The sequence below is a fragment of the Aeromonas sp. TW 6 genome (assembly GCF_013168745.1).
In the GTDB taxonomy this organism is placed as follows: Bacteria; Pseudomonadota; Gammaproteobacteria; order Enterobacterales; family Aeromonadaceae; genus Aeromonas; species Aeromonas caviae.
In genome coordinates, this window is record NZ_JABERS010000004.1 from 65,179 (window position 1) to 91,319 (window position 26,141).

At 60.8% G+C, this 26,141-nt stretch carries 24 protein-coding genes and 2 tRNA genes; 8 read left to right on the forward strand and 18 right to left on the reverse strand.

Going from position 1 to position 26,141, the window contains the following annotated elements:
- Positions 1-19: 19 nt before the first annotated feature.
- Both recJ and HKD46_RS02960 read right to left on the reverse strand, forming a co-directional pair.
- Positions 20-1,750 (reverse strand): single-stranded-DNA-specific exonuclease RecJ, encoded by a 1,731-nt coding sequence (gene recJ, locus HKD46_RS02955; RefSeq protein ID WP_010673748.1) that lies wholly within the window; start codon positions 1,748-1,750, stop codon positions 20-22.
- Positions 1,716-2,432 carry a DsbC family protein gene (locus HKD46_RS02960; RefSeq protein ID WP_029314092.1) on the reverse strand — a complete coding sequence of 239 codons (717 nt, stop codon included), beginning with the start codon at positions 2,430-2,432 and terminating at the stop codon, positions 1,716-1,718. Before HKD46_RS02960 ends, recJ begins: the two co-directional genes overlap by 35 nt.
- Positions 2,433-2,691: 259 nt before the next feature.
- On the opposite strand from HKD46_RS02960, the gene mscL reads away from it, so the two are divergent.
- Positions 2,692-3,102: a large-conductance mechanosensitive channel protein MscL gene (mscL, locus tag HKD46_RS02965; protein WP_010673746.1), complete on the forward strand. Its 411-nt coding sequence runs from the start codon at positions 2,692-2,694 to the stop codon at positions 3,100-3,102.
- Between the two features lie 73 nt (positions 3,103-3,175).
- Here the strand turns inward: mscL and xerD are convergent, their stop codons facing one another.
- Positions 3,176-4,075: a site-specific tyrosine recombinase XerD gene (gene xerD / locus HKD46_RS02970; protein WP_010673745.1), complete on the reverse strand. Its 900-nt coding sequence runs from the start codon at positions 4,073-4,075 to the stop codon at positions 3,176-3,178.
- 183 nt (positions 4,076-4,258) lie between these two features.
- Between xerD and fldB the strand changes: the two genes are divergently transcribed.
- From fldB to HKD46_RS02990, 4 genes are all read left to right on the forward strand, one after another.
- Positions 4,259-4,777 (forward strand): flavodoxin FldB, encoded by a 519-nt coding sequence (gene fldB / locus HKD46_RS02975; RefSeq protein ID WP_041212516.1) that lies wholly within the window; start codon positions 4,259-4,261, stop codon positions 4,775-4,777.
- 618 nt (positions 4,778-5,395) lie between these two features.
- Entirely contained in the window at positions 5,396-6,796 is a 1,401-nt protein-coding gene (locus HKD46_RS02980; RefSeq protein WP_045525639.1) for a TldD/PmbA family protein, read from the forward strand.
- Between the two features lie 106 nt (positions 6,797-6,902).
- Complete coding sequence (locus HKD46_RS02985) at positions 6,903-8,243, forward strand: TldD/PmbA family protein (RefSeq protein ID WP_010673740.1); 1,341 nt, start codon at positions 6,903-6,905, stop codon at positions 8,241-8,243.
- A 142-nt stretch (positions 8,244-8,385) separates the two neighbouring features.
- Positions 8,386-8,763: a VOC family protein gene (locus HKD46_RS02990; protein ID WP_010673739.1), complete on the forward strand. Its 378-nt coding sequence runs from the start codon at positions 8,386-8,388 to the stop codon at positions 8,761-8,763.
- Positions 8,764-8,834: 71 nt separating this feature from the next.
- On the opposite strand, the gene HKD46_RS02995 is transcribed toward HKD46_RS02990, so the two are convergent.
- Positions 8,835-9,761, reverse strand: a complete 927-nt coding sequence (locus HKD46_RS02995) for a L,D-transpeptidase family protein (RefSeq protein ID WP_010673738.1) — start codon at positions 9,759-9,761, stop codon at positions 8,835-8,837.
- Between the two features lie 443 nt (positions 9,762-10,204).
- Here HKD46_RS02995 and yegQ point away from each other — a divergent pair, with 443 nt between their 5' ends.
- Both yegQ and HKD46_RS03005 read left to right on the forward strand, forming a co-directional pair.
- Positions 10,205-11,569 (forward strand): tRNA 5-hydroxyuridine modification protein YegQ, encoded by a 1,365-nt coding sequence (gene yegQ, locus HKD46_RS03000; RefSeq protein ID WP_010675357.1) that lies wholly within the window; start codon positions 10,205-10,207, stop codon positions 11,567-11,569.
- Between the two features lies 1 nt (position 11,570).
- Positions 11,571-11,819: a YfhL family 4Fe-4S dicluster ferredoxin gene (locus HKD46_RS03005; RefSeq protein ID WP_041212510.1), complete on the forward strand. Its 249-nt coding sequence runs from the start codon at positions 11,571-11,573 to the stop codon at positions 11,817-11,819.
- A 199-nt stretch (positions 11,820-12,018) separates the two neighbouring features.
- Here HKD46_RS03005 and HKD46_RS03010 read toward each other — a convergent pair whose 3' ends face one another.
- Positions 12,019-12,411 (reverse strand): DUF1090 domain-containing protein, encoded by a 393-nt coding sequence (locus HKD46_RS03010; protein ID WP_171864897.1) that lies wholly within the window; start codon positions 12,409-12,411, stop codon positions 12,019-12,021.
- A 160-nt stretch (positions 12,412-12,571) separates the two neighbouring features.
- On the opposite strand from HKD46_RS03010, the gene HKD46_RS03015 reads away from it, so the two are divergent.
- Positions 12,572-12,925, forward strand: a complete 354-nt coding sequence (locus tag HKD46_RS03015; RefSeq protein ID WP_010675361.1) for a DsrE/DsrF/TusD sulfur relay family protein — start codon at positions 12,572-12,574, stop codon at positions 12,923-12,925.
- Between the two features lie 3 nt (positions 12,926-12,928).
- Here HKD46_RS03015 and HKD46_RS03020 read toward each other — a convergent pair whose 3' ends face one another.
- The 13 genes from HKD46_RS03020 to glmM all read right to left on the reverse strand — a co-directional run bounded on the left by HKD46_RS03020 (position 12,929) and on the right by glmM (position 26,131).
- On the reverse strand, positions 12,929-14,140 hold the full coding sequence (locus HKD46_RS03020) for an MFS transporter (protein ID WP_042880137.1): 1,212 nt from the start codon (positions 14,138-14,140) through the stop codon (positions 12,929-12,931).
- 142 nt (positions 14,141-14,282) lie between these two features.
- Positions 14,283-16,421 (reverse strand): polyribonucleotide nucleotidyltransferase, encoded by a 2,139-nt coding sequence (gene pnp / locus HKD46_RS03025; RefSeq protein ID WP_029314766.1) that lies wholly within the window; start codon positions 16,419-16,421, stop codon positions 14,283-14,285.
- 180 nt (positions 16,422-16,601) lie between these two features.
- Entirely contained in the window at positions 16,602-16,871 is a 270-nt protein-coding gene (gene rpsO / locus HKD46_RS03030; protein ID WP_010675364.1) for a 30S ribosomal protein S15, read from the reverse strand.
- A 135-nt stretch (positions 16,872-17,006) separates the two neighbouring features.
- The gene (gene truB / locus HKD46_RS03035) at positions 17,007-17,957 is read right to left on the reverse strand and encodes a tRNA pseudouridine(55) synthase TruB (RefSeq protein WP_010675365.1); all 951 of its coding nucleotides are present in this window, start codon (positions 17,955-17,957) and stop codon (positions 17,007-17,009) included.
- A gap of 1 nt (position 17,958) precedes the next feature.
- Positions 17,959-18,393: a 30S ribosome-binding factor RbfA gene (rbfA, locus tag HKD46_RS03040; RefSeq protein ID WP_010675366.1), complete on the reverse strand. Its 435-nt coding sequence runs from the start codon at positions 18,391-18,393 to the stop codon at positions 17,959-17,961.
- A gap of 55 nt (positions 18,394-18,448) precedes the next feature.
- The gene (infB, locus tag HKD46_RS03045; RefSeq protein WP_043153231.1) at positions 18,449-21,151 is read right to left on the reverse strand and encodes a translation initiation factor IF-2; all 2,703 of its coding nucleotides are present in this window, start codon (positions 21,149-21,151) and stop codon (positions 18,449-18,451) included.
- Positions 21,152-21,171: 20 nt separating this feature from the next.
- Positions 21,172-22,674, reverse strand: coding sequence for a transcription termination factor NusA (nusA, locus tag HKD46_RS03050; protein WP_039040286.1), 1,503 nt, complete (start codon positions 22,672-22,674; stop codon positions 21,172-21,174).
- Positions 22,675-22,688: 14 nt separating this feature from the next.
- Complete coding sequence (rimP, locus tag HKD46_RS03055) at positions 22,689-23,147, reverse strand: ribosome maturation factor RimP (RefSeq protein WP_010675370.1); 459 nt, start codon at positions 23,145-23,147, stop codon at positions 22,689-22,691.
- Positions 23,148-23,313: 166 nt separating this feature from the next.
- A tRNA-Met gene (locus tag HKD46_RS03060) sits at positions 23,314-23,390 on the reverse strand.
- 91 nt (positions 23,391-23,481) lie between these two features.
- A tRNA-Leu gene (locus HKD46_RS03065) sits at positions 23,482-23,566 on the reverse strand.
- Between the two features lie 7 nt (positions 23,567-23,573).
- Positions 23,574-23,900 (reverse strand): preprotein translocase subunit SecG, encoded by a 327-nt coding sequence (secG, locus tag HKD46_RS03070; protein ID WP_010633113.1) that lies wholly within the window; start codon positions 23,898-23,900, stop codon positions 23,574-23,576.
- Positions 23,901-24,665, reverse strand: a complete 765-nt coding sequence (gene tpiA, locus HKD46_RS03075) for a triose-phosphate isomerase (RefSeq protein ID WP_010675371.1) — start codon at positions 24,663-24,665, stop codon at positions 23,901-23,903.
- A gap of 131 nt (positions 24,666-24,796) precedes the next feature.
- On the reverse strand, positions 24,797-26,131 hold the full coding sequence (gene glmM / locus HKD46_RS03080) for a phosphoglucosamine mutase (protein ID WP_069652095.1): 1,335 nt from the start codon (positions 26,129-26,131) through the stop codon (positions 24,797-24,799).
- Between the last annotated feature and the right edge of the window lie 10 nt (positions 26,132-26,141).

Below are 26,141 nucleotides of genomic sequence, written 5' to 3' on the forward strand. Positions count from 1 at the left end.
GCAAGAGAGACTCGCGGGATCAGAGGCCGGCGGCTTCCAGATGCTCCACCAACAACTGCACGCTGCGGTTGCCACGCCACTCGTTGACGTCGAGCCGGTAGACCAGCCGCACCCGCTTCACCGAAGCATCGGGCCAGCGCTGCAAGTCGACGCCAAAGGCGATGGCATCCACCGCGTGGCCGGAATCCGTGGTCAGCATCATCTTGAGGTGCTTCTCCCCCACCAGCCGCTGCTGCACCAGCACGAACTCGCCGTCAAACAGCGGCTCGGGGAAGGCCTGACCCCAGGGGCCGGAGGCGCGAATAAGCTCCGCCAGCTCGAGGGTGAGCTCGTCCGGCAGCAGTTCGCCATCGGTGAGCAGCACCCCGGTCAAGAGCTCAGGGGTCACCAGCTCGCCGATGACCGCCTCAAAAGCCCGCCCGAAGGCCTCGATATTGGCCTTGGGCAGGGTCAACCCGGCCGCCATGGCGTGGCCGCCAAACTTGCCCATCAAGCCGGGGTGGCGGGTATCGAGCAGTTCCAGCGCATCGCGCAGGTGCACCCCCGGGATGGAGCGCCCGGAGCCCTTGAGCTCGGTCTCGCTGCTCTCGGCAAAGGCGATGACCGGGCGGTAGTACTTCTCCTTCACCTTGGAGGCCACCAGCCCCACCACCCCCTGATGCCACTCGTTTCGGTGCAGCACGATGCCGGAGGGCACCTCGCCGTCGCGAAAACGGATCTGCTCCAAAGTGGCGAGCGCCTCCTGCTGCATCCCCTGCTCGATCTCCTTGCGCTCCTGGTTGAGGCTGTCCATTTCGGAGGCGAACTGGCGCGCCAGGTTGATGTCGTCACAGAGCAGACAGGCGACCCCGAGGGACATGTCATCGAGCCGGCCCACCGCGTTGAGGCGCGGCCCCAGCGCAAAGCCGAGATCGGCAGCGCACAGGCGACGACCGTCGCGGCCCGACACATCCACCAGCGCCTGGATGCCGGGGCGACAACGGCCGGCCCGGATCCGCTGCAACCCCTGATGGACCAGGATGCGGTTGTTGCCATCCAGCGCCACCACGTCGGCCACGGTGCCGAGGGCCACCAGATCCAGGTAATCTGCCACGTTGGGGGCGCGCAGCCCCTGGCGCTCATACCAGCCGCTCTGGCGCAAATGGGTGTTGAGAGCCGCCATCAGATAGAAGGCGACCCCGACCCCGGCCAGGGACTTGGAGGGGAAGTCGCAGCCATGCTGGTTGGGGTTCACTATCGCGTCGGCGTCAGGCAGCTCCTGGCCGGGCAAATGGTGATCGGTAACCAGTACCTGCATGCCGGCCGCCTTGGCCGCCGCCACCCCGGCGATGCTGGAGATGCCGTTGTCCACCGTGATCAGGAACTCGGCGCCGCGGGCCACCGCCAGCTCGACGATCTCCGGGGTGAGGCCATAGCCGAACTCGAAGCGGTTGGGCACCAGAAAATCGATGTGGTGCCCCCCCATGGCGCGCAAGGCCAGCACGCACAGGGCCGAGCTGGTGGCGCCGTCGCAGTCAAAGTCACCGACGATGAGAATGCGTTTTTGCGCCGTCAGCGCCTCGGCCAGCAGCGGCACCGCCTGCGCCATGCCGAACAGACGCTGGGGCGGCAGCAGCTGGTTGGCGCTGCGCTCCAGCAGAGCGGGATCTTCTACCCCGCGGCTGGCGAAGATCTGGCGAAGTAGCGGGTGCAGGGTGGCGGGCAGATGGGAATCATCAACTCGCGGACGACGACGGATTTGCAGGGGCATTGATGTGATCCAGTATCTTGAGCAGTTGTTCGGGGCTCTGGTAACCGCGCACCAAGTCGCCATTGGGCAGGACCCAGCTCGGTGACGCCTTGATCCCGAGCCATTGGCTCAGGCCGATATGATGGGCAAGGATCGCATTACAGCCGCTCTCAGGCAAACGATCGCTGAAGTTGAGTTCGCGCAGCAGCCTGGGATCGCACCAGAGCGCCTGCGTCTCGGCCAGCTCGACGAAGGGGGCAGCCAGGGGCAGCAACTGCACGCTCACCCCTCTTTCCTGCAATTGCGGCAACTCGTCCAGCACGGCGTGACAGCGGCGGCAGCCGAGATCGGTAAACAGGGTCACCCGGTAGCGCTCGTTCGGCGCCTTGAGCCAGAGCCGGGCCTCCCCTATCTGGGAGAGCGCCAGCCTGCGTTGCTGCTGCTGGCTGAGCCGGGTGAGGTTTCTCATGTCGTGGGCCAGATCCAGCATGGAGCCCTGCAGCACATAGTCTCCCCTGGCATCGCTGTAGAGCAGTCCCTGGGCCGTGCCCAGCAGATAGAGGCCCGGCATGGGGGTCTCGTCCACCAGGTAGACCTGCACACCGAGGCGCTGCTCTATGGTCTGTTTCAACACATGGGGGTCCATCCCCGCGCTGGCCGCAAAAGCGCACAGCAGCATCATTCCCAGCAGTAAATATCGCATCAGCTCATTCACTTGGCATGATTGAAGGGTCTCATAAGGTAACCCAGACAATTCCCTCTCCCAAAGACCTTAATTAGTGATTGATTAATAACGTCCGCAAGAAAAAATCACGGGATGACAGGTTGCCAATCGGGCTTGAGCCCCGCAAGCTAATCAGGACGACGGGAGACATCTTTAGTCATCCCTCTGTTTTGCTGATGTTTTATTATTCAAATCGACGTGCGCTCAGGTGGCACTTCGTCCATTTCTAGGGGGAAAAATGAGTCTGATTCAAGAGTTCAAGGCCTTTGCATCCAGGGGCAATGTGATCGACATGGCTGTCGGTATCATCATAGGTGCCGCCTTTGGCAAGATTGTCTCCTCCTTCGTGGGAGACGTGATCATGCCCCCCATCGGGCTGATCCTGGGGGGCGTGGATTTCAGCGATCTCGCCGTGACCCTGAAGGCCGCCGAAGGGGATGCCCCTGCCGTGGTCATCGCCTACGGCAAGTTCATCCAGACCTGTATCGACTTCCTGATCATCTCCTTCGCCATCTTCATGGGGCTCAAGGCCATCAACACCCTGAAGAAGAAGCAGGAAGAGGAAGCCGCTGCCCCGGCCGGCCCCACCAAGGATCAGGAGCTGCTGACCGAGATCCGCGACTTGCTGAAATCCCAGCAGGGGAAATAACCGTTTCCTCCCTGTCGTGTGCTGAAAAAAAACCGCCTTCGGGCGGTTTTTTGTTGCAAGGCAGGTGAGGCGATCAGGCTCTGGGGTGGTGCTGGCCGTGCAGTGCCTTGAGCCGCTCGTTGGCCACGTGGGTATAGATCTGGGTTGTGGAGAGATCCGCGTGGCCCAGCAGCATCTGCACCACTCGCAGATCGGCGCCGTGATTGAGCAGGTGGGTGGCGAAGGCGTGACGCAGGGTGTGGGGGGAGAGCTCGCCCTGGATGCCGGCGCGCTGGGCATAGAGCTTGATGCGGTGCCAGAAGGTCTGACGGGTCATCATGCGCGCCTGCTTGGAGGGGAACACCACGTCCGAGCTGGTGCCGCCGAGGAGCAGGGTACGCGCCTCCCGGTAGTAGCGCTCCAGCCAGTGCACCGCCTCCTCCCCCATGGGGACCAGGCGCTCCTTGTTGCCCTTGCCCACCACCCGCACCAGCCCCTGGCGCAGGCTGACGTGTTCGGCGGTCAGCCCCACCAGCTCGGACACCCGCAGCCCGGTGGCGTAGAGCAGCTCGAGCATTGCCTTGTCCCGCAGCTCCAGCGGATCGTCCACCAGGGGGGCTTGCAGCAGCGCCTCCACCTCGGCTTCGCTCAGATCCGATGGCAGCTTTTTGGGGAGCTTTGGCCCCTCCAGCAGCACGGTGGGATCGTCGCTGCGCAGCTTCTCGCGATTGAGATACTGGTAGAAGCGGCGCAGGGCCGAGAGGAAACGGGCCGTACTGCTGGCCGCGAACTGATGGTCCACCCGCCAGGCGAGGTAGTGCTGGATGTCGTCCAGCCCCGCCAGCAGCAGGGAACCGCCTTGCTCATCGAGCCAGAGGGCAAATTTTTCCAGGTCGCTGCGATAGGAGCTGACCGTGTTGTCGGAAAGCCCCCGCTCCAGCCAGAGGGCGTCGAGAAACGGCTCGATCAGGGGATGGGATTCTGCTTTGCTCATGGTGCGCCGCGCTCAGGGAAACAGGTCGCCATTGTAACGTGCCGACCCACCCGGGCCGCAAGGCAAGGCTGCACATCCCCTCAGGCGGTGAAGAGCCCGGCGCAATCTGCTAGACTGGCGCCCTCCCCCCGGGCGCCGCTGTGCCGGTCACGCCCCTTGCCGACTGCGATCAAGAGAAGAGCGATGAAGATAGGTTTGTTTTATGGCTCCACCACCTGCTACACCGAGATGGCCGCCGAGAAGATCCGCGCCCTCATCGGCCCCGAGCTGGTCGATCTCCACAACATCAAGGATGTGCCCCTCGCCCGCATGCAGGAGTACGACATCCTGATCCTGGGCATCTCCACCTGGGACTTCGGCGAGCTGCAGGAGGACTGGGAATCCCGCTGGGAAGACATCGCCGACCTGCATCTGGAGGGACGCATCATCGCCCTGTTTGGCATGGGCGATCAGCTGGGCTATGGGGAGTGGTATCAGGATGCCCTCGGCCTGCTGCACGATCAGCTGGTCCCCAAGGGAGTCAAGCTGGTGGGCTACTGGCCCAACGAGGGGTACGAGTTTGACGCCTCCAAGGCGCTCATCGACGATGGCCGTCACTTCGTCGGGCTGGCCCTCGATGACGCCAACCAGTACGACCAGACCGAGTCCCGCATCGAGCAGTGGGTCGACCAGATCCTGAGCGAGATCCACGAACTGCTCTGACCCTGGCCGTCTGGATGTTCGACGACGCCAGCCAATGGACGACCAGACCGACCCCGCATCGAGCAGTGGGTCGACCAGATCCTGAGCGAGATCCACGAACTGCTCTGATCCTGATCGCCTGGATGTTCGACGACGCCAGCCAATGGGCGACCAGATCGACCCCGTATCGAGCAGTGGGTCAACCAGATCCTGAGCGAGATCCACGAACTGCTCTGACCTTTATCGCCTGGATGTTCGACGACACCGGCCAATGGGCGACCAGACCGACCCCGTATCGAGCAGTGGGTCGACCAGATCCTGAGCGAGATCCACGAACTGCTCTGACCCTGATCGCCTGGATGTTCGACGACGCCAGCCATTGGACGACCAGACCGACCCCGTATCGAGCAGTGGGTCAACCTCATATAAAACGAGCGCCATGAGCGGCGCCAACCTCCCCTGCCGGTAGCCTGCGCTCGGGCTGCCGGGCGCATAAATCGCACCGATTTTCTCGTTTGGTATCATCGGCTGACGCTATAGCGACTTTTTGCTTCTGGTCTGCAACAATGAGGTCGACACCCCATAACAACACAACGCCGGGTGTCGGAAGCAAACGGACAGACCAGAAAAGGATATTCTATGACTTCATTCTCCCTGTTGGCCCCCGCCATCGCACGCGACGTGCTCGATCACGCGCTGGCGCTGGGTGCCGATTTCGCCGAGCTGTTTGTGGAGCGCAAGCGCCGCAGCCAGCTCAGCCTGCTCTCCAGCCAGATAGAGAACATCAGCGGTGGTCTCGACTTCGGTATCGGCGTTCGCCTGTGCTACGGCCACAAGGTGCTCTACGGCTACACCAACCTGGCCGATCGCAACGAGCTCTTGCGCATCGTTACCCTGCTGGCGGCCAAGGACAGGCGTGACCCCGTGGTCACCGCCACTGCCTTTGACTTCACCCGCCTGACCGACCGCAACCCGATCGCTCTGCCGCTGTCGGCCGACAAGCTGCTGGAGCAGAAGATCGCCTACCTGCATGCCATGGACGCTGCGGCCCGCGCCGAGAGCGACAAGGTGAGCCAGTTCTCGGGCAACGTGCTCGGCTGGGAGCAGGAGGTGGAGATCTTCAACAGCGAAGGGGTGCAGGTGAGCGATCGCCGCCACTACAACCGCATCATGGCTCAGACCATCGCCCTTGACGGGGGCGAGCAGAGTGTAGGCTATGAAGCCCCCGGTGCCATGAAGGGATGGGAGCATGCCGAGAGCATCGATCCCCGCGAGCTGGCTCTCACCGCTACCCGCCAGGCACTGGTGAAGCTGGGCGCCGCCCCCTGCCCGAGCGGCAAGCTGCCGGTCATCATGGAGAGCGGCTTTGGCGGCGTCATCTTCCACGAGGCGTGCGGTCACCTGCTGGAGACCACCTCGGTAGCCAAAAAGGCATCCGTGTTCCACGACAAGATGGGCCAGCTCATCGCCAACCCCGCGGTCAGCGCGGTGGACGAGGGCTTGCAGGGCAACGCCTGGGGCTCCATCAACGTCGATGACGAGGGGATGGCGACCCAGCACACCCAGCTCATCAAGGACGGCGTGCTGACCGGCTTCCTAGTGGACAGAATGGGGGCCCTTCGCACCGGCTACGCCCGCACCGGTTCCGGGCGCCGGGAATCCTACAAGTTCGCCCCCGCCTCCCGCATGCGCAACACCTATATCGAACCGGGCAACTACAGCCTCGACGACATGCTGGCAACCGTGGAGCACGGCATCTATGCCAAGCGGATGGGGGGTGGCTCTGTGCAGCCCGGTACCGGCGAGTTCAACTTCAACGTGCAGGAGGCCTACCTCATCGAGGGGGGCAGGATCACCCGGCCCCTCAAGTCGGCCACCCTGATCGGCACCGGCCCGCAGGTATTGAAGGAGATCTCCATGGTGGGGCGCGATCTGGCCCTCTCCGCCGGCATGTGCGGCTCGGTCTCCGGATCCATTCCCGCCTCGGTCGGCCAGCCGCCGCTCAAGGTTGACAGCATTCTGGTCGGAGGGAACGCCTGATGAACATCCATGACACTCTATGCGGTTCCATCTCCCGCCTCATTCGCGTTTCAGTCGGCCAGCCGCCGCTCAAGGTTGACAATATCCTGGTCGGAGGGAACGCCTGATGAGCCAACTCGACATGAACCAACTGCTTGCCCGTCTGCTGGAGCAGGTCGCCGATCTGGGTGCCGAGGCAGACGTCATCGCCAATCAGGAGAAGGCCTTCTCCCTCAAGGCCGACAAGGGCGAACTCAGTGAATACAAGGTCACCAGCAGCCAGCAGATCGGCATTCGCCTCATCAAGGAAGGCCGGGTCGGCATCGCCTATTCCGAGTCCCTCGACGCGTCGGCCCTGGACGCCATGGTGCAGGATGCGCTGGATGCCGGCCGCTTCGCCAAGGTGGACCCGGATCAGCGCATCACAGTGCAGCAGAGCCGGCTCATCACCGACTGCGCCGAGATACATCAGGCCGACACCACGGCGGTGGAAGAGAAGATCGCCCTGACCCTGCGCCTCGAGTCCGACATGCTGGCCCTGCCGGACGTGACCGGCGCCCCCTACAACGGCTTCTTCGAGGGGGAGAGCCGCCTCTGGCTTGCCAACAGCCAGGGCAGCCTCTGCGAACATCAGGAATTCAGCGTCGGCTGCCACAGCTCCGCTCTCATCGAGCGAGAGGGCCGCCAGTCCATGCACTACCAGGGACAGTACGCACGACGCTTCGACGAGTTGGAGAGCCAGCCTCTCATCCGCCAGATCCACGCCGTGGCCGATGGCCTGCTGATGGGTGAGGCGGTGCCGAGCGGTCGCTACAGCGTCATCTTCAGCACCCACTGCTTTGCCAGCCTGTTTGGCTGCTTCCAGTCCGCACTGTCTGGCAAGTGGGCCCAGCAGGGGATCAACCCCTGGCGCGACAAGCTGGGCCAAAGCGTGGCTTCTCGCTGGCTCACCCTGGAGAGTCGTGCCTATATGCCGGGGGGCATGAAGATCAAGGCGTTTGACGGCGAAGGGGCCGCCACTTCGGATCTCCTGCTCATCGGCGAGGGGGAGCTCAAGACCCTGCTGCACAACAGCGCCACCGCCCGCCACTTCGGCGTGACAAGCAACGGTGCAGCCGCCCGCAGTGCCCGCAGTGCCCTGGACGTGGCCCCTCGTCACCTGGTGTTCGGGCTCGGCCCCCACGGCGAGGCCGAGGTACAAAGCGGTGAGTACCTGGAGCTGGTCAAGCTGGACGGCCTGCACTCCGGGGCCGATGCGGTGAGCGGCGACTTCTCGTTCGGCGCCTCCGGCTTCCTCTGCCGAAATGGCGAGCGCGTGGCACCGGTACGCGGCATCACGGTGGCGGGCAACTTCTATCGTCTGCTCGGGGAGCTGGAAGCGGTCGGCAACCAGCTGCATCACGACGATGGCAAGGACTTCTATGCCCCGCTGATCCGCTTTGGCGGGCTCAGCATTGCCGGCAAATAAGAGGGGGAGCCTTACTCGGCTCCTCCCCCTTCAAGCGGCGCCATCAGGCGCCGCTTTTTTTATCCATGGCGCCCCCCGACAGCCACTTCTAACCTCAAAGAGCCACCGACCGCGTTGGCCGGGAACTCTGGAGAATACGACGATGGACAACACCCTGGTCTGGGCCGATATTCCGACACGGGATCTGGATCGCGCCATGGACTTTTACTCGGCCCTGCTCGATGTGCAGGTCACCCCCATCCAGGAAGAGACCATGCGCTTTGCCATGCTGCGCCACGACGGCAGCAACGCGGCGGCCTGTCTCGGCCCCATGGACAAATATCACCAGCCCGGCGGTGCCGGTCCCCTCATCTATCTCTCCCTCGGTGACAGGCTGCAGGAGGCGGAGCTGCTGGTCCCCCGGCTCGGCGGGCGGGTGCTGGAGCCTCTGCACAGCATCGGCAGCGGTCATGGCTCCCGGGTCATCATCGAGGATACCGAAGGCAACTGGCTGGCCCTCTATGCCCCACCAGCCAGCTGACGTCCGGATACACAGAAACAACAACGGCGACCTGATGGTCGCCGTTGTTGTTTAACTGCACTTGCCGGCCATTACGCCTCTGGATTGAGGCGGGTCGGGATGCCGGTACGCTGTTCCAGCACCTGCTTGACCACGTTGGAATCGCTGTCAGCATGGGCGATGAAGCGGGTGGTAGCCGGGGTCATGGGCAGCGGCACGGAGGCGGTGGAGTTGAACTCTTCCTCGGTGCGCGACAGCGGCTCGTGCACTTCCATGTAGCGACCGCCATCCGGCTCGACCGTGGTCTTGACCGGCTGGTTGACGAACTGGACGCGGGTGCCGACCGGCACGTGATCGAACAGGTACTTGATGTCGTCGGCGCGCAGGCGCACGCAGCCGCTGCTCACCCGCAAACCGATGCCGAAGGTGGCGTTGGTGCCGTGGATGGCGTACAGGTTGCCGATGTAGAGCGCGTGCAGGCCCATGGGGTTGTCCGGGCCGGCCGGCCAGACCGCGGGCAGGGTCTTGCCCTGGGCGGCGTAGCGGCGACGGATATTCTCGGTCGGGGTCCAGGTCGGGTTGGCACGCTTGCGCTCAACCTTGGTGATCCAGTTCTCCGGGGTGTTGACCCCGAGCTGGCCGATGCCGATGGGCAGCACATGCACCACGTTCTTGCCCTTCGGGTAGTAGTAGAGACGCATCTCCGCCACGTTGATGACGATCCCTTCGCGGGGAGCGTTGGGCAGGATCAGCTGATGGGGAATGATCAGCGTGCTGCCCGCCTTGGGCAAGTAGGGGTCGACGCCCGGGTTGGCTTCCATGATGTTGGTCAGACCCAGCTGGAAGTCGGAGGCGATCTGCTCCAGCGGACGGTTGTCTGCGGGCACCACGTATTCCTGGTTCTCACCGATCAGGCGGCTGTTGGCTGCAGGCAGCGGGTATTCAACGGCGGCGGCCTGCTGGCTGACCAGCGCCAGCGTACATAAAAGAGCCGAAGCGGCAATGCGAAGGGGATTCATAAAATTCCTGTATGGTTTCCTGTTCCTGTGGGCCTTTGCCCTGCTCATCATCGGTCTCTTGTGGGCCCGTCACCGGGGACCAACAACCGAGCGCGCATTCTTTCCCGAGCAGGGCAAAATTTCAACTTGGAGATGGTCTTTTTCGCCGAAAAGATCCATTTCACTGCCAACTCGGGGGCATCTTTCACCCCTTGCACTCTAGCAACCCCAGTCTGAGCGTAAAATGAACATGGCGCAGGCATGTCAAGGCCGTCCCAAATTGCATGACGAGGCGGTCACGAGTACAATCTCGCACCCCGTATATCCGGAGTATCGAGTCACCTCCTGCTCCGATGTACCCCCATCGGATGGCCGTGCGTCGAAGACGGTCGCGCCACCGATGAACCCACACGACGCCATCAGGTGGCGCCGTCCTGATTTGCAATCAGATAAAAGAGTCCAACATGTTCAGACCAGAATTGCTCTCCCCTGCCGGGACCCTCAAGAACATGCGCTACGCCTATGCCTATGGCGCAGACGCCGTCTATGCGGGCCAGCCGCGCTACAGCCTGCGGGTGCGCAACAACGAATTCGATCACGAGAATCTGCAGCTCGGCATCAACGAGGCCCATGCCCTCGGCAAGCAGTTCTATGTGGTGGCCAACATCCAGCCCCACAACTCCAAGCTCAAGACCTTCATCCGCGACATGCGCCCCGTGGTGGATATGAAGCCGGATGCACTCATCATGTCCGACCCCGGCCTCATCATGATGATGCGCGAAGCCTTCCCCGACATGCCTATCCACCTCTCGGTGCAGGCCAACGCGGTCAACTGGGCCACGGTGAAGTTCTGGCATCAGATGGGCCTGACCCGTGCCATCCTCTCCCGCGAGCTGTCTCTCGACGAGATCGAGGAGATCCGCATGCAGGTGCCGGAGATGGAACTGGAGGTCTTCGTCCACGGGGCGCTGTGCATGGCCTACTCCGGCCGCTGCCTGCTCTCCGGCTACATCAACAAGCGTGACCCCAATCAGGGCACCTGCACCAACTCCTGCCGCTGGGAGTACAAGGTGCACGAGGGCAAGGAAGATGACGTGGGCCAGATCGTCCACCGCCAGGAGCCCATCGCCGTGCAAAAGGTGGATCCGACCCTGGGCGCAGGCAAGCCGACCGATGCCCTGGTGCTGCTGGAAGAGTCCAACCGCCCGGGCGAGTTCATGACCGCGTTTGAAGACGAGCACGGCACCTACATCATGAACTCCAAGGATCTGCGCGCCGTCGAGCACGTCGAGCGCCTGACCAAAATGGGCGTTCATTCGCTGAAAATCGAAGGCCGTACCAAGTCCTTCTACTATTGCGCCCGTACCGCCCAGGTCTATCGCAAGGCCATCGACGATGCGGTGGCTGGCCGTCCATTCGATCCGACCCTGATGGGCACCCTCGAGAACCTGGCCCACCGCGGCTACACCGAGGGCTTCCTGCGCCGTCACAACCACAGCGAATACCAGAACTACGACTACGGTTACTCCGTCTCCGACACCCAGCAGTTCGTCGGCGAGATCACAGGTCGCAACGGTGACATGGTCGAGGTCGAGGTGAAGAACAAGTTCCTGCTGGGCAACAGCCTGGAGCTGATGACCCCCCAGGGCAACCTCAGCTTCAACCTGGAGCAGATGCAAAACCGCAAGGGTGAGCTCATCGACACCGCGCCGGGCAACGGCCATGTGGTTTACGTGCCGGTTCCCAAGGAGATCGACGTGAATTACGGCATCCTGCTGCGCAACCTCGGCGAGCGCGAGGATACCCGTCAACCTCACTCGGCGGCCTGAGATGGCACTGCTCATCACCGACAAGTGCATCAACTGTGACATGTGCGATCCGGAGTGTCCGAACCAGGCCATCGCCCTGGGAAGCAAGATCTACGAGATAGACCCGGATCGCTGCACCGAATGCGTCGGCCACTATGAGAAGCCCACCTGCATCAGCGTCTGCCCTATCGACTGCATCATCTGGGATCCCGCCCATGTGGAGACCGAAGATCAGTTGATGGAAAAGTTCGTGCGGATGCACAGGCAGTAGCTGTAGCACCTGCATCAGCGTCTGCGCCCTATCGACTGCATCCTCCGGAATCCCGTCCATAGGGTGGAAACCGAAGATCAGCGGATGGAGAAGTTTGTGCGGATGCACAGGCAGTCAGCGTCTGACACTCGTGGTGTGCATTATCCAGAAATAGAAAAAGCCGGGCATGCCCGGCTTTTTCTATTGCGCTGCCCTTCCCTCAGGATTTGACCAGTTTTTGCAGCGCCTCGAGTTCGCGCTGGGCTTCCAGCAACTCGGCCTGGGACTCCTCCAGCTTGGACTGCTTCTTGGCAATCTTGTCCGGCTTGCCCGATACCCGTGCACTCTGCAACTCGGCCAGCCGCTCTTCCACTTCTTCCCTCTGCTTGACCACCTTGCGTTGCTGCTCCTCAAGGAGCCCGGCATCGGTACAATGGGCCTCCAGGTTGCGCAGTGCCCGCTCAAGGCCGGCTACCTGCTCCTGGTTGTTGTGCGCCCTGGCGAACGCAAGCTGATCCGTCACGGCCTGCTGTCTGGCCTTGCAGCCGATGTTTTCACTACCATAGGCTTGTCCGGCCAACAACAATAAGCCTATTCCGGCGATCTTCCACATAACAACCTCTTTGTTCTGTCATACTGGATGGCCGTCCATGAGACCTGACTCCCTGTGTGAGGTCAAGACACACGGGGCCGGGCTACGACAGAGTGTGCTCTGCATCATGCCGGGCCGCTTTCGCCAAAGCTACAATGGCCCTTTCAATCAGGAGAGCCACATGACCCAACACATTCTCATCATTGCCAACGGCGCCCCCTATGGCAGCGAGTCCCTGTTCAATGCCCTGCGCCTCGGCATCGCCCTCAAAGAGGAGGGAAAGGTAGACCTCAACCTCTTCCTGATGTCGGATGCCGTCACTGCGGCTCTGGCCGGGCAGGCTCCGGCCGAGGGCTACAACCTGCGCCAGATGCTGGAGATACTGCTGGCTCAGGGCACCCGGATCCGGCTTTGCAAGAGCTGCACCGATGCGCGCGGCATCACCCCGCTACCCCTTGTCGAGGGCATAGAGATAGGCACCCTCCCCTTGCTGGCCCAATGGACTCTGGCCGCCGACAAGGTGCTGACCTTCTAGCCGTCAGGGCCCGGCCCGGACCAGTGCTGGGCGCGAGGTCCGGGTACTCAGACCATAGAGCATCAGGATCACCAGGCAGAGCAGCGCCATCAGGGCGTAAAGCCAGCTCCCGCCCCAATGGGCCAGCACCCAGCCTCCCAGCAAGGCCCCCATGGCCACCCCGAGTCCGGAGATGGAGGCCGCCCCGAAATAGCTCCCCTTCAAATGACCAGGTGCCATCTGATCGATCAGCACATTGAGCAAGGGGAAGAGGATGCACTCCCCGACGCTCAGGAGGATCACCGCCACTATCCAGTGCCACCAGATGGCGGTATCCCCCAGCGCAAACTGCAACTGGGCGCCGAGAAAGAGCGCCACCCCGAGTTGCAGCTTGCGCCGCGTGGACCAGCGGGCAGTCAGGTGCAGCAGGGGGAACTGCAGCATCACTATGGTCAGCGCATTGGTCGTCACCAGCCAGCCGATGAGCCGCTCCACCTCCGGCGTCCCCGCGCGGGTCAGATACTGGATGAGGGGCGACTCGAACTGGGCATAGACCAGCATCAGCAGCAGATTGGCCATGATCAGCAGCAGAAACCCCCTGTCCTGCCAGAGCACCCGCAGCACGGCACGCATGCCGGGCCCGGCCGCTTGGCTGGTGTGGCAACCTGCCAGCCTGAACCCGATGACAAAGACGATGCCAAGCAGCAGATAGCTGGCACTGAGCAACAGGAAGGTCTCCTGACGCGCGCTCAGGCCATAGGTGACGCCGAGCAGAGGACCGATGGCCGCCCCCAGGTTGAGCAGAAAATAACGCAGGTGCAGCGCCAGCTCACGGGCTTTGGGCTCGGCCAGATTGTCGGCCATCAGTGCCTTGCCCGGTGAGTCGATGAGACCGTAGGAGAGTCCGCTGCCGATCACCCCGAGTGCCAGCCAGCCCACCTGGTGGGAGAGGCCGAGCAGGGCCACGCTGGCGGCGGAAACCAGGCAGCCGAACAGCAGGATGTTGCGCCGCCCCCATTTGTCCGAGAGCCAGCCGCCATAGAAGCTGACAAGAGTGGAAAGCGCCGCCGTGGCCCCCAGGATGGCGCCTATCAGGGTCGCCGAAAGTCCGTAGTCACGGTAGAGCAGGATGGAGAGAAAGGGCCAGACCATGAAGAAGGTGGTACGCACCATGAAAGTGCCCAGGATGACGATCCAGACCAGGGAAGGAAACTGCCTGAGGTAGGCCCATGACATGCTGCAATTCCTTTTGCCAACGAAGCGGGGTCGTCCCTTATATCAAGGGGCGCCAAAAGGAACAAGGAGACAATCTGCGCCATGCCGGGCGACAGGCACAAAAAAGCCGACCCAAGGGTCGGCTCTTTCACATACGGCAGCCTTATTCGGCAGCCGGCTCTTCGACGGCAACGGCAGCAGGAGCAGCAGCCGCTTCGGTCGGTGCGTTCGCTTCCTTGATGGAGAGACGCACACGGCCCTGACGGTCCACTTCCAGTACCTTCACCTTCACCACGTCACCGATTTTCAGGAAGTCGGCCACGTTCTGTACGCGGGCATCGGTGATCTGGGAGATGTGCACCAGACCGTCTTTACCCGGCAGGATGTTGACGAAGGCGCCGAAGTCAGCCAGGCGCACGACCTTGCCTTCGTAGATGCGGTTCACTTCGATCTCGGCGGTGATGGCCTCGATGCGGCGGATCGCTTCCATGGCGGCTTCGTTGGCCACGGCGGAGATGCGAACGGTACCGTCATCATCCAGCTCGATGTTGGTGCCGGTCTCTTCGGTCAGTGCACGGATCACGGAACCACCCTTGCCGATCACATCCTTGATCTTCTCAGGATTGATCTTGATGGTGTGGATGCGCGGTGCGAAATCGGAGATCTGAGCACGGGGAGCCTGGATAGCTTCGTCCATCACTTTCAGGATGTGCAGACGAGCGCCACGAGCTTGCTTCAGCGCTATCTCCATGATCTCTTTGGTGATGCCTTCGATCTTGATGTCCATCTGCAGCGCGGTCACACCTTCGCTGGTACCGGCTACCTTGAAGTCCATGTCGCCCAGGTGATCTTCGTCACCCAGGATGTCGGACAGCACGACGAAACCTTCTTCTTCCTTCACCAGACCCATGGCGATACCGGCAACGGAGGCCTTGATCGGCACACCGGCATCCATCAGCGCCAGGGAGGAACCACAGACAGACGCCATGGAGGAGGAGCCGTTGGATTCGGTGATTTCAGAGACCACGCGCACCACGTACGGGAACTCGGCGGCGCTCGGCATCACGGCAGCAACGCCGCGCTTGGCCAGACGGCCGTGACCGATCTCACGACGCTTCGGGCTGCCCATCATGCCGGTCTCGCCGACGCAGTAGGGCGGGAAGTTGTAGTGCAGCATGAAGCGATCGGCGCGGTTGCCGGTCAGCTCGTCGATGTTCTGGGCGTCACGCTCGGTACCCAGCGTGGCCACCACGATGGCCTGGGTTTCACCACGGGTGAACAGGGCAGAACCGTGGGCACGGGGCAGGATGCCGGTACCGACGGAGAGGGCGCGGATCATTTCCGGATCGCGACCGTCGATACGCGGCTCACCACGTACGACGCGACCACGGACGATGCGGCTCTCCAGGCTGTGGAACTCTTCGCCGATCTTCTTGGCATCTTCTTCCACGCCGGATGCGATGACTTGCTCGACCACGCGGCCCTTGATGGCAGCGATGGTTTCGTAGCGAACAGCCTTCTCGGTGATGCGGTAGGCTTCACCCAGCTCAGCGGTGGCCAGTTCGGCAACTTTGGCTTTCAGCGCTTCGTTGACGGCAGGCGGGGTCCAGTCCCAAGGCTTGGTACCGACGTCGGCAGCGAATTCATTGATGGCGTTGATCACGGTCTGCATCTGCTCGTGACCGTAGACCACGGCGCCCAGCATCACCTCTTCGGAGAGGATGGCCGCTTCGGATTCCACCATCAGCACCGCATTGGCAGTACCGGCAACCACCAGATCCAGATCGCTCTGGGGCAGTTCGGTGGTGGTCGGGTTCAGCACGTACTGGCCGTTCATGTAACCCACGCGGGCTGCACCGATCGGGCCGCCGAACGGGATGCCGGAGATGGCCAGGGCCGCGGAGGCACCGATCATGGCAACGATGTCGGGAGAAACGGCCGGGTTCACGGACATGACGGTGGCAACCACCTGAACCTCATTGAGGAAGCCTTCCGGGAACAGCGGACGGATGGGACGGTCGATCAGACGGGAGATGAGGGTCTCACCCTCGCTCGGACGGCCTTCACGACGGAAGAAACCACCCGGGATACGACCAGCAGCATAGGTACGCTCCTGATAGTTGACGGTCAGCGGGAAGAAATCACGGCCGTGATCGGCCTCTTTCTTGCCAACGACAGTCACGAAGACACAGGTATCGTCCATGCTGACCATGACGGCCGCAGTGGCTTGACGGGCCATCACACCGGTTTCCAGTGTGACGGTGTGTTGACCGTACTGGAATGACTTTACAATAGGATTCACGTGAATTTCCTTTTAACAATTTGGCGCTTTAAATTCGCGTGCAAGTATACTTGATTCGCATCAAAAGGTAAGCGCGGACGTCAATTCTGTGAGGCAGGCAACGGCCTGCATCCTGTTTGAAACGGGCAATAAAAAAGGGGAACCTCGCGGTTCCCCTTTTTTGCGAAATCTGATGGTCGATTAACGACGCAGACCCAGCTTGGCGATCAGAGCAGCGTAGCGCTGAACGTCTTTACGCTTCAGGTAGTCCAGCAGCTTACGACGCTGGGAAACCATGCGCAGCAGACCGCGACGACCGTGGTGATCCTTGGCGTGCTCCTTGAAGTGACCTTGCAGATGGTTGATCTGGGCAGTCAGCAGGGCAACTTGCACTTCGGGGGAACCGGTGTCGTTGGCGCCACGAGCGTTGTCGGCAACGATTTGAGCTTTGATCTCAGCATTTAGAGACATGGTATTACTCCAGTAGAGTGTTTAAAGGTTCACAGCCAATCTCTAATTCAGCCGTGAAATGAGGGCGGTATCATAATCGTCCCTGCCCCTTTTCGCAACGGGAAAGACGCGTGACAGACCGATACCGCCTGAGGATCACTCCTCGTCGTGGTAGCGAACAAGACGCTTGGGCGCCACGCGCCCCTCGTCATCGATCTCGCCAACCCCGATAAATTCGCGCTCCGGGCCAACCGTCATGCGGACCTGGCCGCTTTGGGGGCTACCTGCCACCTGCACGGCCTGACCCTGGTTCACATAGGCGGCCACGGCGACCAGCATGTTCACCTCGGGCAGAGAGGCCACGGCGGTGTCCATCGGCAGCAACAGGGGATCCAGCTGCTCCCGTGGCGGAATGCTTTCGGCCTTGGCCTGCTCGAAGATGCACTCGAGCTGCTCCAGGGTCAGCATCCGCTCATAGGGGTAGCTGGCCACCTGGGTGCGACGCAGCTGGGTGACGTGAGCGCCACAGCCCAGCACTTCACCGAGATCGTCCACCAGGGAGCGGATATAGGTACCCTTGCTGCAATGCACTTCCAGCTTCACCTCGTCCCCCTCGAAGCCGAGCAGCTTGAGTTCGAAGATGGTGATGGGACGGGCTTCCCGCTCGATCTCGATCCCTTCACGGGCATATTCGTAGAGCGGACGGCCGTTGTGCTTGAGGGCGGAGTACATGGACGGCACCTGCATGATGGGGCCGCGGAACTGGTCCAGCGCCTCGATCAGGGTACCCACGGCCACGTTCACCGGACGGGTGGAGACCACCTCGCCGTCGGAGTCGCTGGTATTGGTGCGCTCGCCCAGCTTGGCGGTCACCTCATAGCGCTTGTCCGCTTCCAGCAGATACTGGGAGAACTTGGTGGCCTCCCCGAGGCAGATCGGCAACATGCCGGTGGCCAGGGGGTCCAGGGCGCCGGTATGGCCAGCCTTGGCGGCGTTGTAGATCCGCTTGACCTTCTGCAACACATCGTTGGAAGTCAGGCCGGTCGGTTTGTCCAGCAGCAGGATGCCGTGTACGTCACGGCCTTTGAAACGACGTCTACGAGACATCTCAGGCGTTATCCTCAGTCGTGTCATCCGGTGCGGATTGCTCTTCGTCACGACCGGCTTCAGTCATGCGACGCTTGTCTTCACGCACAGTGTTGGTCACCAGGTTGGAGAGGCGCATCCCCTCGACCAGGGTCTGGTCGTAGTAGAAACGCAGCTCGGGCACCACCCGCAGACGCATGGCGCTGCCCAGCAGGCTGCGGATGTAACCGGCAGCCTCGGTCAGGCCCTTGAGCCCTTCCTTGATGCGCTCGGCGTCATTCTCCAGTTGCAAGAAGGTGACATAAACCTTGGCATAGTTGAGGTCCTTGGAGACCTCCACGTCGGAGACGGTCACCATGCCGATGCGCGGGTCTTTCACCTCGCGCTGCAGGATCAGCGCGATTTCACGCTGGATCTGCTGTCCGACCCGACGGGTCCGGCTGAATTCTCTGGCCATATTCTATCCTGCGATAAAAGGGGGCCGCGGCCCCCTATTTGTTCTAACGCTCGGCTTACAGAGTCCGTTGGATTTCAACGGTCTCGTACACCTCGATCTGGTCGCCTTCGCGCACGTCGTTGTAGTTCTTGACCGCGATACCACACTCGTAGCCGTTGCGAACTTCGTTGACGTCATCCTTGAAGCGGCGCAGGGATTCCAGCTCGCCTTCATAGATAACCACGTTGTCACGCAGAACGCGAATGCGGTTGGAACGCTTGACCACACCTTCGGTGACCATACAGCCAGCAACGGCGCCGAACTTCGGCGACTTGAAGACGCTACGCACTTCAGCCAGACCGATGATCTCCTGACGATACTCAGGAGCCAGCTTGCCGCTCATGGCCTGCTTCACTTCGTCGATCAGGTCATAGATGACGGAGTAGTAACGCAGATCCAGGCTCTCGGATTCGATGACCTTGCGCGCAGAAGCGTCGGCACGGACGTTGAAGCCCACCAGGATGGCGCTGGAAGCCGCGGCCAGGGTCGCGTCGGTTTCGGTGATGCCACCTACGCCGGAACCCACGATCTTCACCTTCACTTCGTCGGTGGAGAGTTTGACCAGCGCATCGCAGATCGCTTCCACAGAGCCTTGTACATCGGCCTTGATCACCACGTTCACTTCGGACACTTCGCCCTCGGTCATGTTGGCAAACATGTTTTCCAGCTTGGCCTTCTGCTGGCGAGCCAGCTTGACTTCGCGGAACTTGCCCTGACGGTAGAGCGCCACTTCACGGGCTTTCTTCTCGTCACGCACGACCGTGGCTTCGTCACCGGCAGAGGGAACGCCGGACAGACCCAGAATTTCCACTGGCAGAGAGGGACCGGCTTCCTTGATCTCGCGACCCAGTTCGTCACGCATGGCGCGAACCCGACCGTACTCAAGACCACACAGAACGATGTCGCCCTGACGCAGAGTGCCTTCCTGTACCAGCACGGTGGCAACCGGACCACGACCTTTATCCAGGAAGGATTCGATCACGACGCCGTTGGCCATGCCGTCAACCACCGCTTTCAGCTCCAGGACTTCGGCCTGGATCAGGATGGCTTCCAGCAGGTCGTCGATGCCTTCGCCAGACTTGGCGGAGACGTGCACGAACTGGCAATCGCCACCCCAGTCTTCGGACATGACGTTGTAACGGGCCAGCTCGGTCTTGACGCGATCCGGATCCGCTTCAGGCTTGTCGATCTTGTTCACCGCAACAACCAGCGGCACACCGGCCGCCTTGGCGTGCTGGATGGCTTCGATGGTTTGCGGCATCACGCCGTCGTCAGCTGCAACAACCAGAACAACGATGTCGGTCGCCTTGGCACCGCGAGCACGCATGGAGGTAAACGCCGCGTGACCCGGGGTATCCAGGAAGGTGATCATCCCGCTGTCGGTCTGTACGTGGTACGCACCGATGTGCTGGGTAATGCCACCGGCTTCGCCAGCAGCAACCTTGGCTTTACGGATATAGTCCAGCAGCGAGGTCTTGCCGTGGTCGACGTGACCCATGATGGTCACGACCGGCGCACGCGGCTTGGCTTCGGAGGTCTCGTCACGATCGCTAAGTACCGCCTCTTCCAGCTCGTTCTCACGGCGCAGCACTACCTTGTGACCCATCTCCTCGGCGACCAGCTGAGCGGTCTCCTGGTCGATCACCTGGTTGATGGTGGCCATGGCCCCCATCTTCATCATCACCTTGATGACTTCAACGCCCTTGACGGCCATCTTGTTGGCGAGCTCCGCCACTGTGATGGTCTCGCCGATGACGACGTCACGGTTGACCACGGCAGCCGGCTTGTTGAAGCCGTGTTTCATGGCGTTCGGCATGGCCATCTTGCCACGCTTGCCTTTGCGGGCACGGGGATCGCGGGAGTTGCGGTCATTGCGGTCGTCTTCGCGACGGCCGACTTTCTTCGGCGCCTTGGCAGCGGCAGCCGTGCGACGGCTGGTCTCTTCCTTACGATCCAACTCATCTTCGGCCGCTTGCGCGTGCTTGTTGGTGGTCAGATGGTAATCGCTGCTCTCTTTGGCGCGAGCCGCTTCTTCTTCAGCCCAGCGGGCCGCATTCTGTTCCGCCATGATGCGAGCCTCTTCGGCTTTCTTCGCGGCGAGTTCTTCAGCTTTTTGCAAAGCTGTCTGTTCCTGTTGGCGCTTCAGTTCTTCTGCTTCGCGCTTGGCCATCTTTTCTGCCTCTTGCTGAGCTGTGCTACCGGCTGCTTTGGCGGGCTGTTGAGCCTGTCGAGCCTTCTGTTGTGCCTCGATCCGCGCCTTTTCCTCAGCTTCACGACGAGCCTGCTCAGCCTCACGGCGAGCCTTCTCTTCAGCGTCGAGGCGGGCCTTCTCTTCGGCCTCGCGACGAGCTTTTTCTTCTGCTTCCAAACGCGCTGTTTCCTCGGCTTCCGCCTGGCGCTGTTCATCTTCCAGCGCCGAGCGTCTTACATAGGTGCGAGACTTGCGCACTTCTACCTGCACTTCCTTGTTCTTGCCACCAGTCCCCTGAACACTCAGAGTGCTCTTGGTCTTGCGCTGCAAGGTCATGCGAGCAGGTGCGGTGACCTCGTCACCTCCATGCTGTTTCTTCAGATGTGCCAGCAGAGTCTGTTTCTCAGACTCGCTGACCATGTCGTCGGCCTTGCTCTTCACGATACCGGCATCGACAAACTGCTGGAGAAGACGATCAACCGGCGTGTCGATGTCAGTGGCAAGTTGCTTAACTGATACTTCTGCCATTCATTTTCCTCCGTTTGACCTTATTCAGACTGCTCTTCTCCGAACCAACAGATATTGCGAGCAGCCATAATGAGCTCACCAGCCTTCTCGGCGGTCAACTCTTCGATGTCGGCAAGGTCATCGATACCTTGCTCTGCCAAATCTTCCAGGGTGCCGACACCGCGAGCGGCCAGAGCATAGGCCATTTCACGGCCGAGGCCGGAGAGATTGAGCAGTTCTTCGGAAGGCTCAACGCCTTCAAAGGATTCTTCTTTGGCCAGGGCCTTGGTAGTCAGGGCATCCTTGGCACGCTTGCGCAGCTCTTCGACCATGTCTTCATCCAGACCGTCGATGGCCAGCAGCTCGTTGACCGGGACGAAGGCGATCTCTTCCAGGGTGGAGAAGCCCTCTTCCATCAGCAGGCCGGCGAAATCGTCGTCGATGTCGAGGGTGCTGGTGAACAGCGTCAGGATGCGGTCGTTCTCGGCCTGGTGCTTGGCACGCATGTCCTCGACGGTCATCACGTTCAGTTCCCAACCGGTCAGCTGGGAGGCCAGACGTACGTTCTGACCGTTGCGGCCGATGGCCTGGGCCAGGTTGGCTGCTTCCACGGCGATGTCCATGGTGTGGTTGTCTTCATCGACGATGATGGAGGCCACATCGGCTGGCGCCATGGCGTTGATCACGTATTGGGCCGGGTTGTCATCGTACAGCACTATGTCGGCACGCTCACCGCTCAGCTCGGCGGAAACGGCCTGAACGCGGGCACCACGCATGCCGATACAGGCACCGATCGGGTCGATACGACGATCGTTGGTCTTGACCGCGATCTTGGCGCGGGAACCCGGATCACGGGCGGCGCCCATGATTTCGATCATCTCTTCGCCGATTTCCGGCACTTCGATGCGGAACAGCTCTTTCAGGAAGTCCGGGCTGGAGCGGCTGACGAACAGCTGGGAACCACGGGCTTCCGGACGCACGGCGTAGAGCAGGCCACGGATACGGTCGCCGGGACGGAAGGTCTCACGGGGCAGCATGTCGTCACGGAAGATCACGGCTTCGGCATTGCTGCCCAGATCCAGGATCACGTTGTCGCGGTTGCTCTTCTTGACCACGCCGCTGATGATGGTGCCTTCCTTGTCCTTGAACTGGTCAACGACCTGGGAACGCTCAGCCTCGCGCACTTTCTGCACGATGACCTGCTTGGCGGTCTGGGTGGTGATACGGTCGAAGGTCACAGAGTCAATCTGGTCTTCAACATAGTCGCCGATCTGGATATCCGGCTGCTCGATCTGAGCGGCTTCGAGAGTGATTTCCCCATACGGGTTCTCCATGGAAGCCTGATCGGCCACCACGACCCAACGGCGATAGGTGTCATAGTCACCGGTCTTGCGATCGATCTCGACACGCACTTCAATCTCGCCTTCGTATTTTTTCTTGGTCGCAGTCGCCAGCGCAGTCTCCAGAGCCTGGAAAATCTTCTCGCGGGGGACAGCCTTCTCGTTGGACACAGCGTCAACGACCAGCAAAATCTCTTTATTCATATCCGATAGCCTCGTTAACCAAAGTTCGGCACTATGTTCGCTTTTTGGATATTGGTGAAAGCCAACACCTCGTCCTTACCATCTACCGTCAGAGTGATCATGTCCCCCTGCACGGCTTTGATTACGCCTTTGAACTTGCGGCGGTTGTTTGTTGCCATCCGAAGCGTTACCGCCGCCTCCTGGCCAACGTATTTTTCGAACTGGGCGACCTTGAACAGTGGACGATCCAGACCCGGGGAAGACACCTCAAGGTAGTACTCCTCGGTGATGGGATCTTCGACATCCATGATGGCGCCGACCTGGCGGCTCACCTCGGCACAGTCTTCCACCGTCACGCCTTGCTCCGAGTCGATGAAAACGCGCAAGGTCGAGTGCTTACCCGCACGGATAAACTCGATACCCCACAGTTCAAAACCCAAGGCAACGACCGGAGCCTCGAGCAGATCGGTCAAACGTTGTTCCAACGTAGCCAAAGTCACCCTCCGAAAAACGAAAAAAGGGCATATAGCCCAGATAGAAATAGATTCAGAGTAAATTGCACATAACAAAAAGCCCCGATGTCAAATCGGGGCTTGGCGCTTTACCCTGATTGTCGCCTCGCAGCGACCGCCTTCCTGAGCGTAGGAAATGCGTGAAATTTGGTTGCGGGGGCCGGATTTGAACCGACGACCTTCGGGTTATGAGCCCGACGAGCTACCATGCTGCTCCACCCCGCGTCCGAAATCGTGCGAGATTATAGCCACTTCACTCTCGTGAGACAAGACTCAGCGGCTATAACATCCCGGTTACCCGGGTTCACTGCTTAATTGGTGCCGTGGGCGGGACTCGAACCCGCACACCCTAGAGCACTACCCCCTCAAGATAGCGTGTCTACCAATTCCACCACCACGGCAAAACTCTTATTCGGGAACGTCAGTATCTTTCTTCACTGGCGCTTTGCTCTGCTCAACTTGTTGAGTCTGTTGCAGATTTTCCCATTCACTACCCTGTTTGACCTTGTTGCTGGACATGGAACCCAGAACCAGACTAATCAAGAAAAACAGAGTAGCCAAAATCGCTGTTGTGCGGGTCAGGAAACTGCCTGAACCACCGGAGCCGAACACAGTATTCGATGCCCCTGCGCCGAAGGAGGCGCCCATATCAGCCCCTTTACCTTGCTGAATCATCACCAGACCAATCAGAGCCAGCGATACCAGCAGATAAACGACCAAAAGAATCTCGTACATTTAACTTGCACCCTTTGCCGCTTCAACTATTCCTAAAAACGCCTCGCCATCAAGACTTGCCCTGCCTATCAGACCGCCATCAATATCGGACTGCGCAAACAAATCTTGTGCATTGGCCGGTGTCACGCTCCCACCATAGATGATTCTGACTTTCTCACCTATTACCGGAGTATCCTCCGCCAAGCGACTGCGAATAAAGGAATGAACCTCTTGTGCCTGCTCGGGTGTGGCGCATTTACCTGTACCTACAGCCCAGATTGGCTCGTAGGCGATGATAGCATTATCGAAAGCCATCGCGCCATTTTTCTCTATGACGATGTCCAGTTCCTCGGCAATCACCTCAAAGGTTCTTCTTGCCTGCCTCGCCGCGCCTGACTCACCAAGACAAAGTATGGGTATCAGACCTGCTGCTCTGACTGCCGCAAACTTCTCTGCGACTATAAAACTGGTCTCACCAAAGAGACGCCTGCGCTCGGAGTGGCCAACAAGTACATATCGGCAACCTGCCTCGACTAGCATCTCACACGAGATTTCACCCGTATAAGCGCCTTGTCTGTGCTGGCTCACGTTCTGAGCCCCCAGCTTCACTCTTCCCTGCTCACCGAGCAGTTCGGCCGTGAAACCGAGATGCACATGGGATGGACACAAGACCACATCTACGTCTTCATCAATGCGCTCTGCGCACTGACTCGTAAACTGCTCTAACTGCGACCTACTACCGTGTAACTTCCAGTTGGCTGCTACAAACGGCTTGCGATGTCCCATCGGCAACTCCCTTGCGAAAGCGGGGCTGATAATATCCAGAGGATGCTCAGCTGACAAGTGCTATTTTCAAATTTTCGAATCGTTTGAACAAGATACAACCAAGGCGACTAAAAAGCCGCCTTGGTTGTTCATTAAAACGCCGACTCGACCTGTTTGGCGATGCGCTCTGCCATATCGCGCACCTGCTGTTCGTGTTCACCTTCGACCATGACCCGGATCAGGGGCTCGGTGCCAGATTTGCGCAGCAGCACCCGGCCACGGCCGGCCAGTTCCTGCTCCACTGCCGCCACTTCCTGCTGAACGGCACCGGAGGTCAGCGGATCCTTGCCTTCGGCGAAGCGCACATTGACCAGCACTTGCGGGAACTTGCTCATGCCCGAACGCAATTTGGCCAGCGGCATCTCGGCACTGCGCATGGCCGTCAGCACCTGCAGGGCGGCGACGATACCATCCCCCGTGGTGGTCTGATCCAGGCAGATGATATGACCGGAGTTTTCGCCCCCGATGCGCCAGCCCTTCTCGTTCATCATCTCAAGCACGTAGCGGTCACCCACCTTGGCACGGGCAAAGGGGATGCCCAGGGTCTGAAGTGCAAGCTCCAGCCCCATGTTGGCCATCAGGGTGCCCACCACACCGCCCTTGAGGCGGCCATGGCGCAGGGCATCCCGGGCGATGATGTAGAGGATCTCATCCCCGTCGATGATGTAACCAGTGCTGTCCACCATCACCAGACGGTCGCCGTCACCGTCGAAGGCGACGCCGAGATCTGCCTTGCATTCCTGGACCTTGGCGGCCAGCGCCTCCGGTGCTGTGGAACCGACACCGTCATTGATGTTGAGCCCATCCGGGCTGCAGCCGATGGCGATGACTTCGGCACCCAGCTCGCGGAAGACGGAAGGGGCGATGTGGTAGGTGGCACCATGACCGCAATCCACCACCATTTTCAGCCCTTCCAGGCTCAGATTGGAGGGGAAGGTGCTCTTGCAGAATTCGATGTAGCGACCAGCCGCATCATCAATGCGCTGCGCCTTGCCAAGCTCCGCGGACTCCACGCACTTGAGTTCGTTGTCGAGCTCGGCTTCGATGGCCAGCTCGACATCATCGGGCAGCTTGGTGCCGTCGGCGGAGAAGAACTTGATGCCGTTGTCGTAATAGGGGTTGTGGGATGCACTGATGACGATGCCGGCTTCGGCACGGAAGGTGCGAGTCAGGTAGGCAACCGCCGGGGTGGGCATGGGTCCCATCAGTATGGCTTTGAGACCGGCGGCGGAGAGCCCCGCCTCCAGTGCCGACTCCAGCATATAACCGGAGATACGGGTATCCTTGCCGATCAGCACCTTCTTGGTCCCTTTCTTGGAGAGCACCTTGCCGGCGGCCCAGCCCAGTTTCATGACGAAATCCGGGGTGATCGGGTATTCACCCACCTTGCCGCGCACGCCGTCGGTGCCGAAGTACTTTCTGGTCATTGTCTGTTTC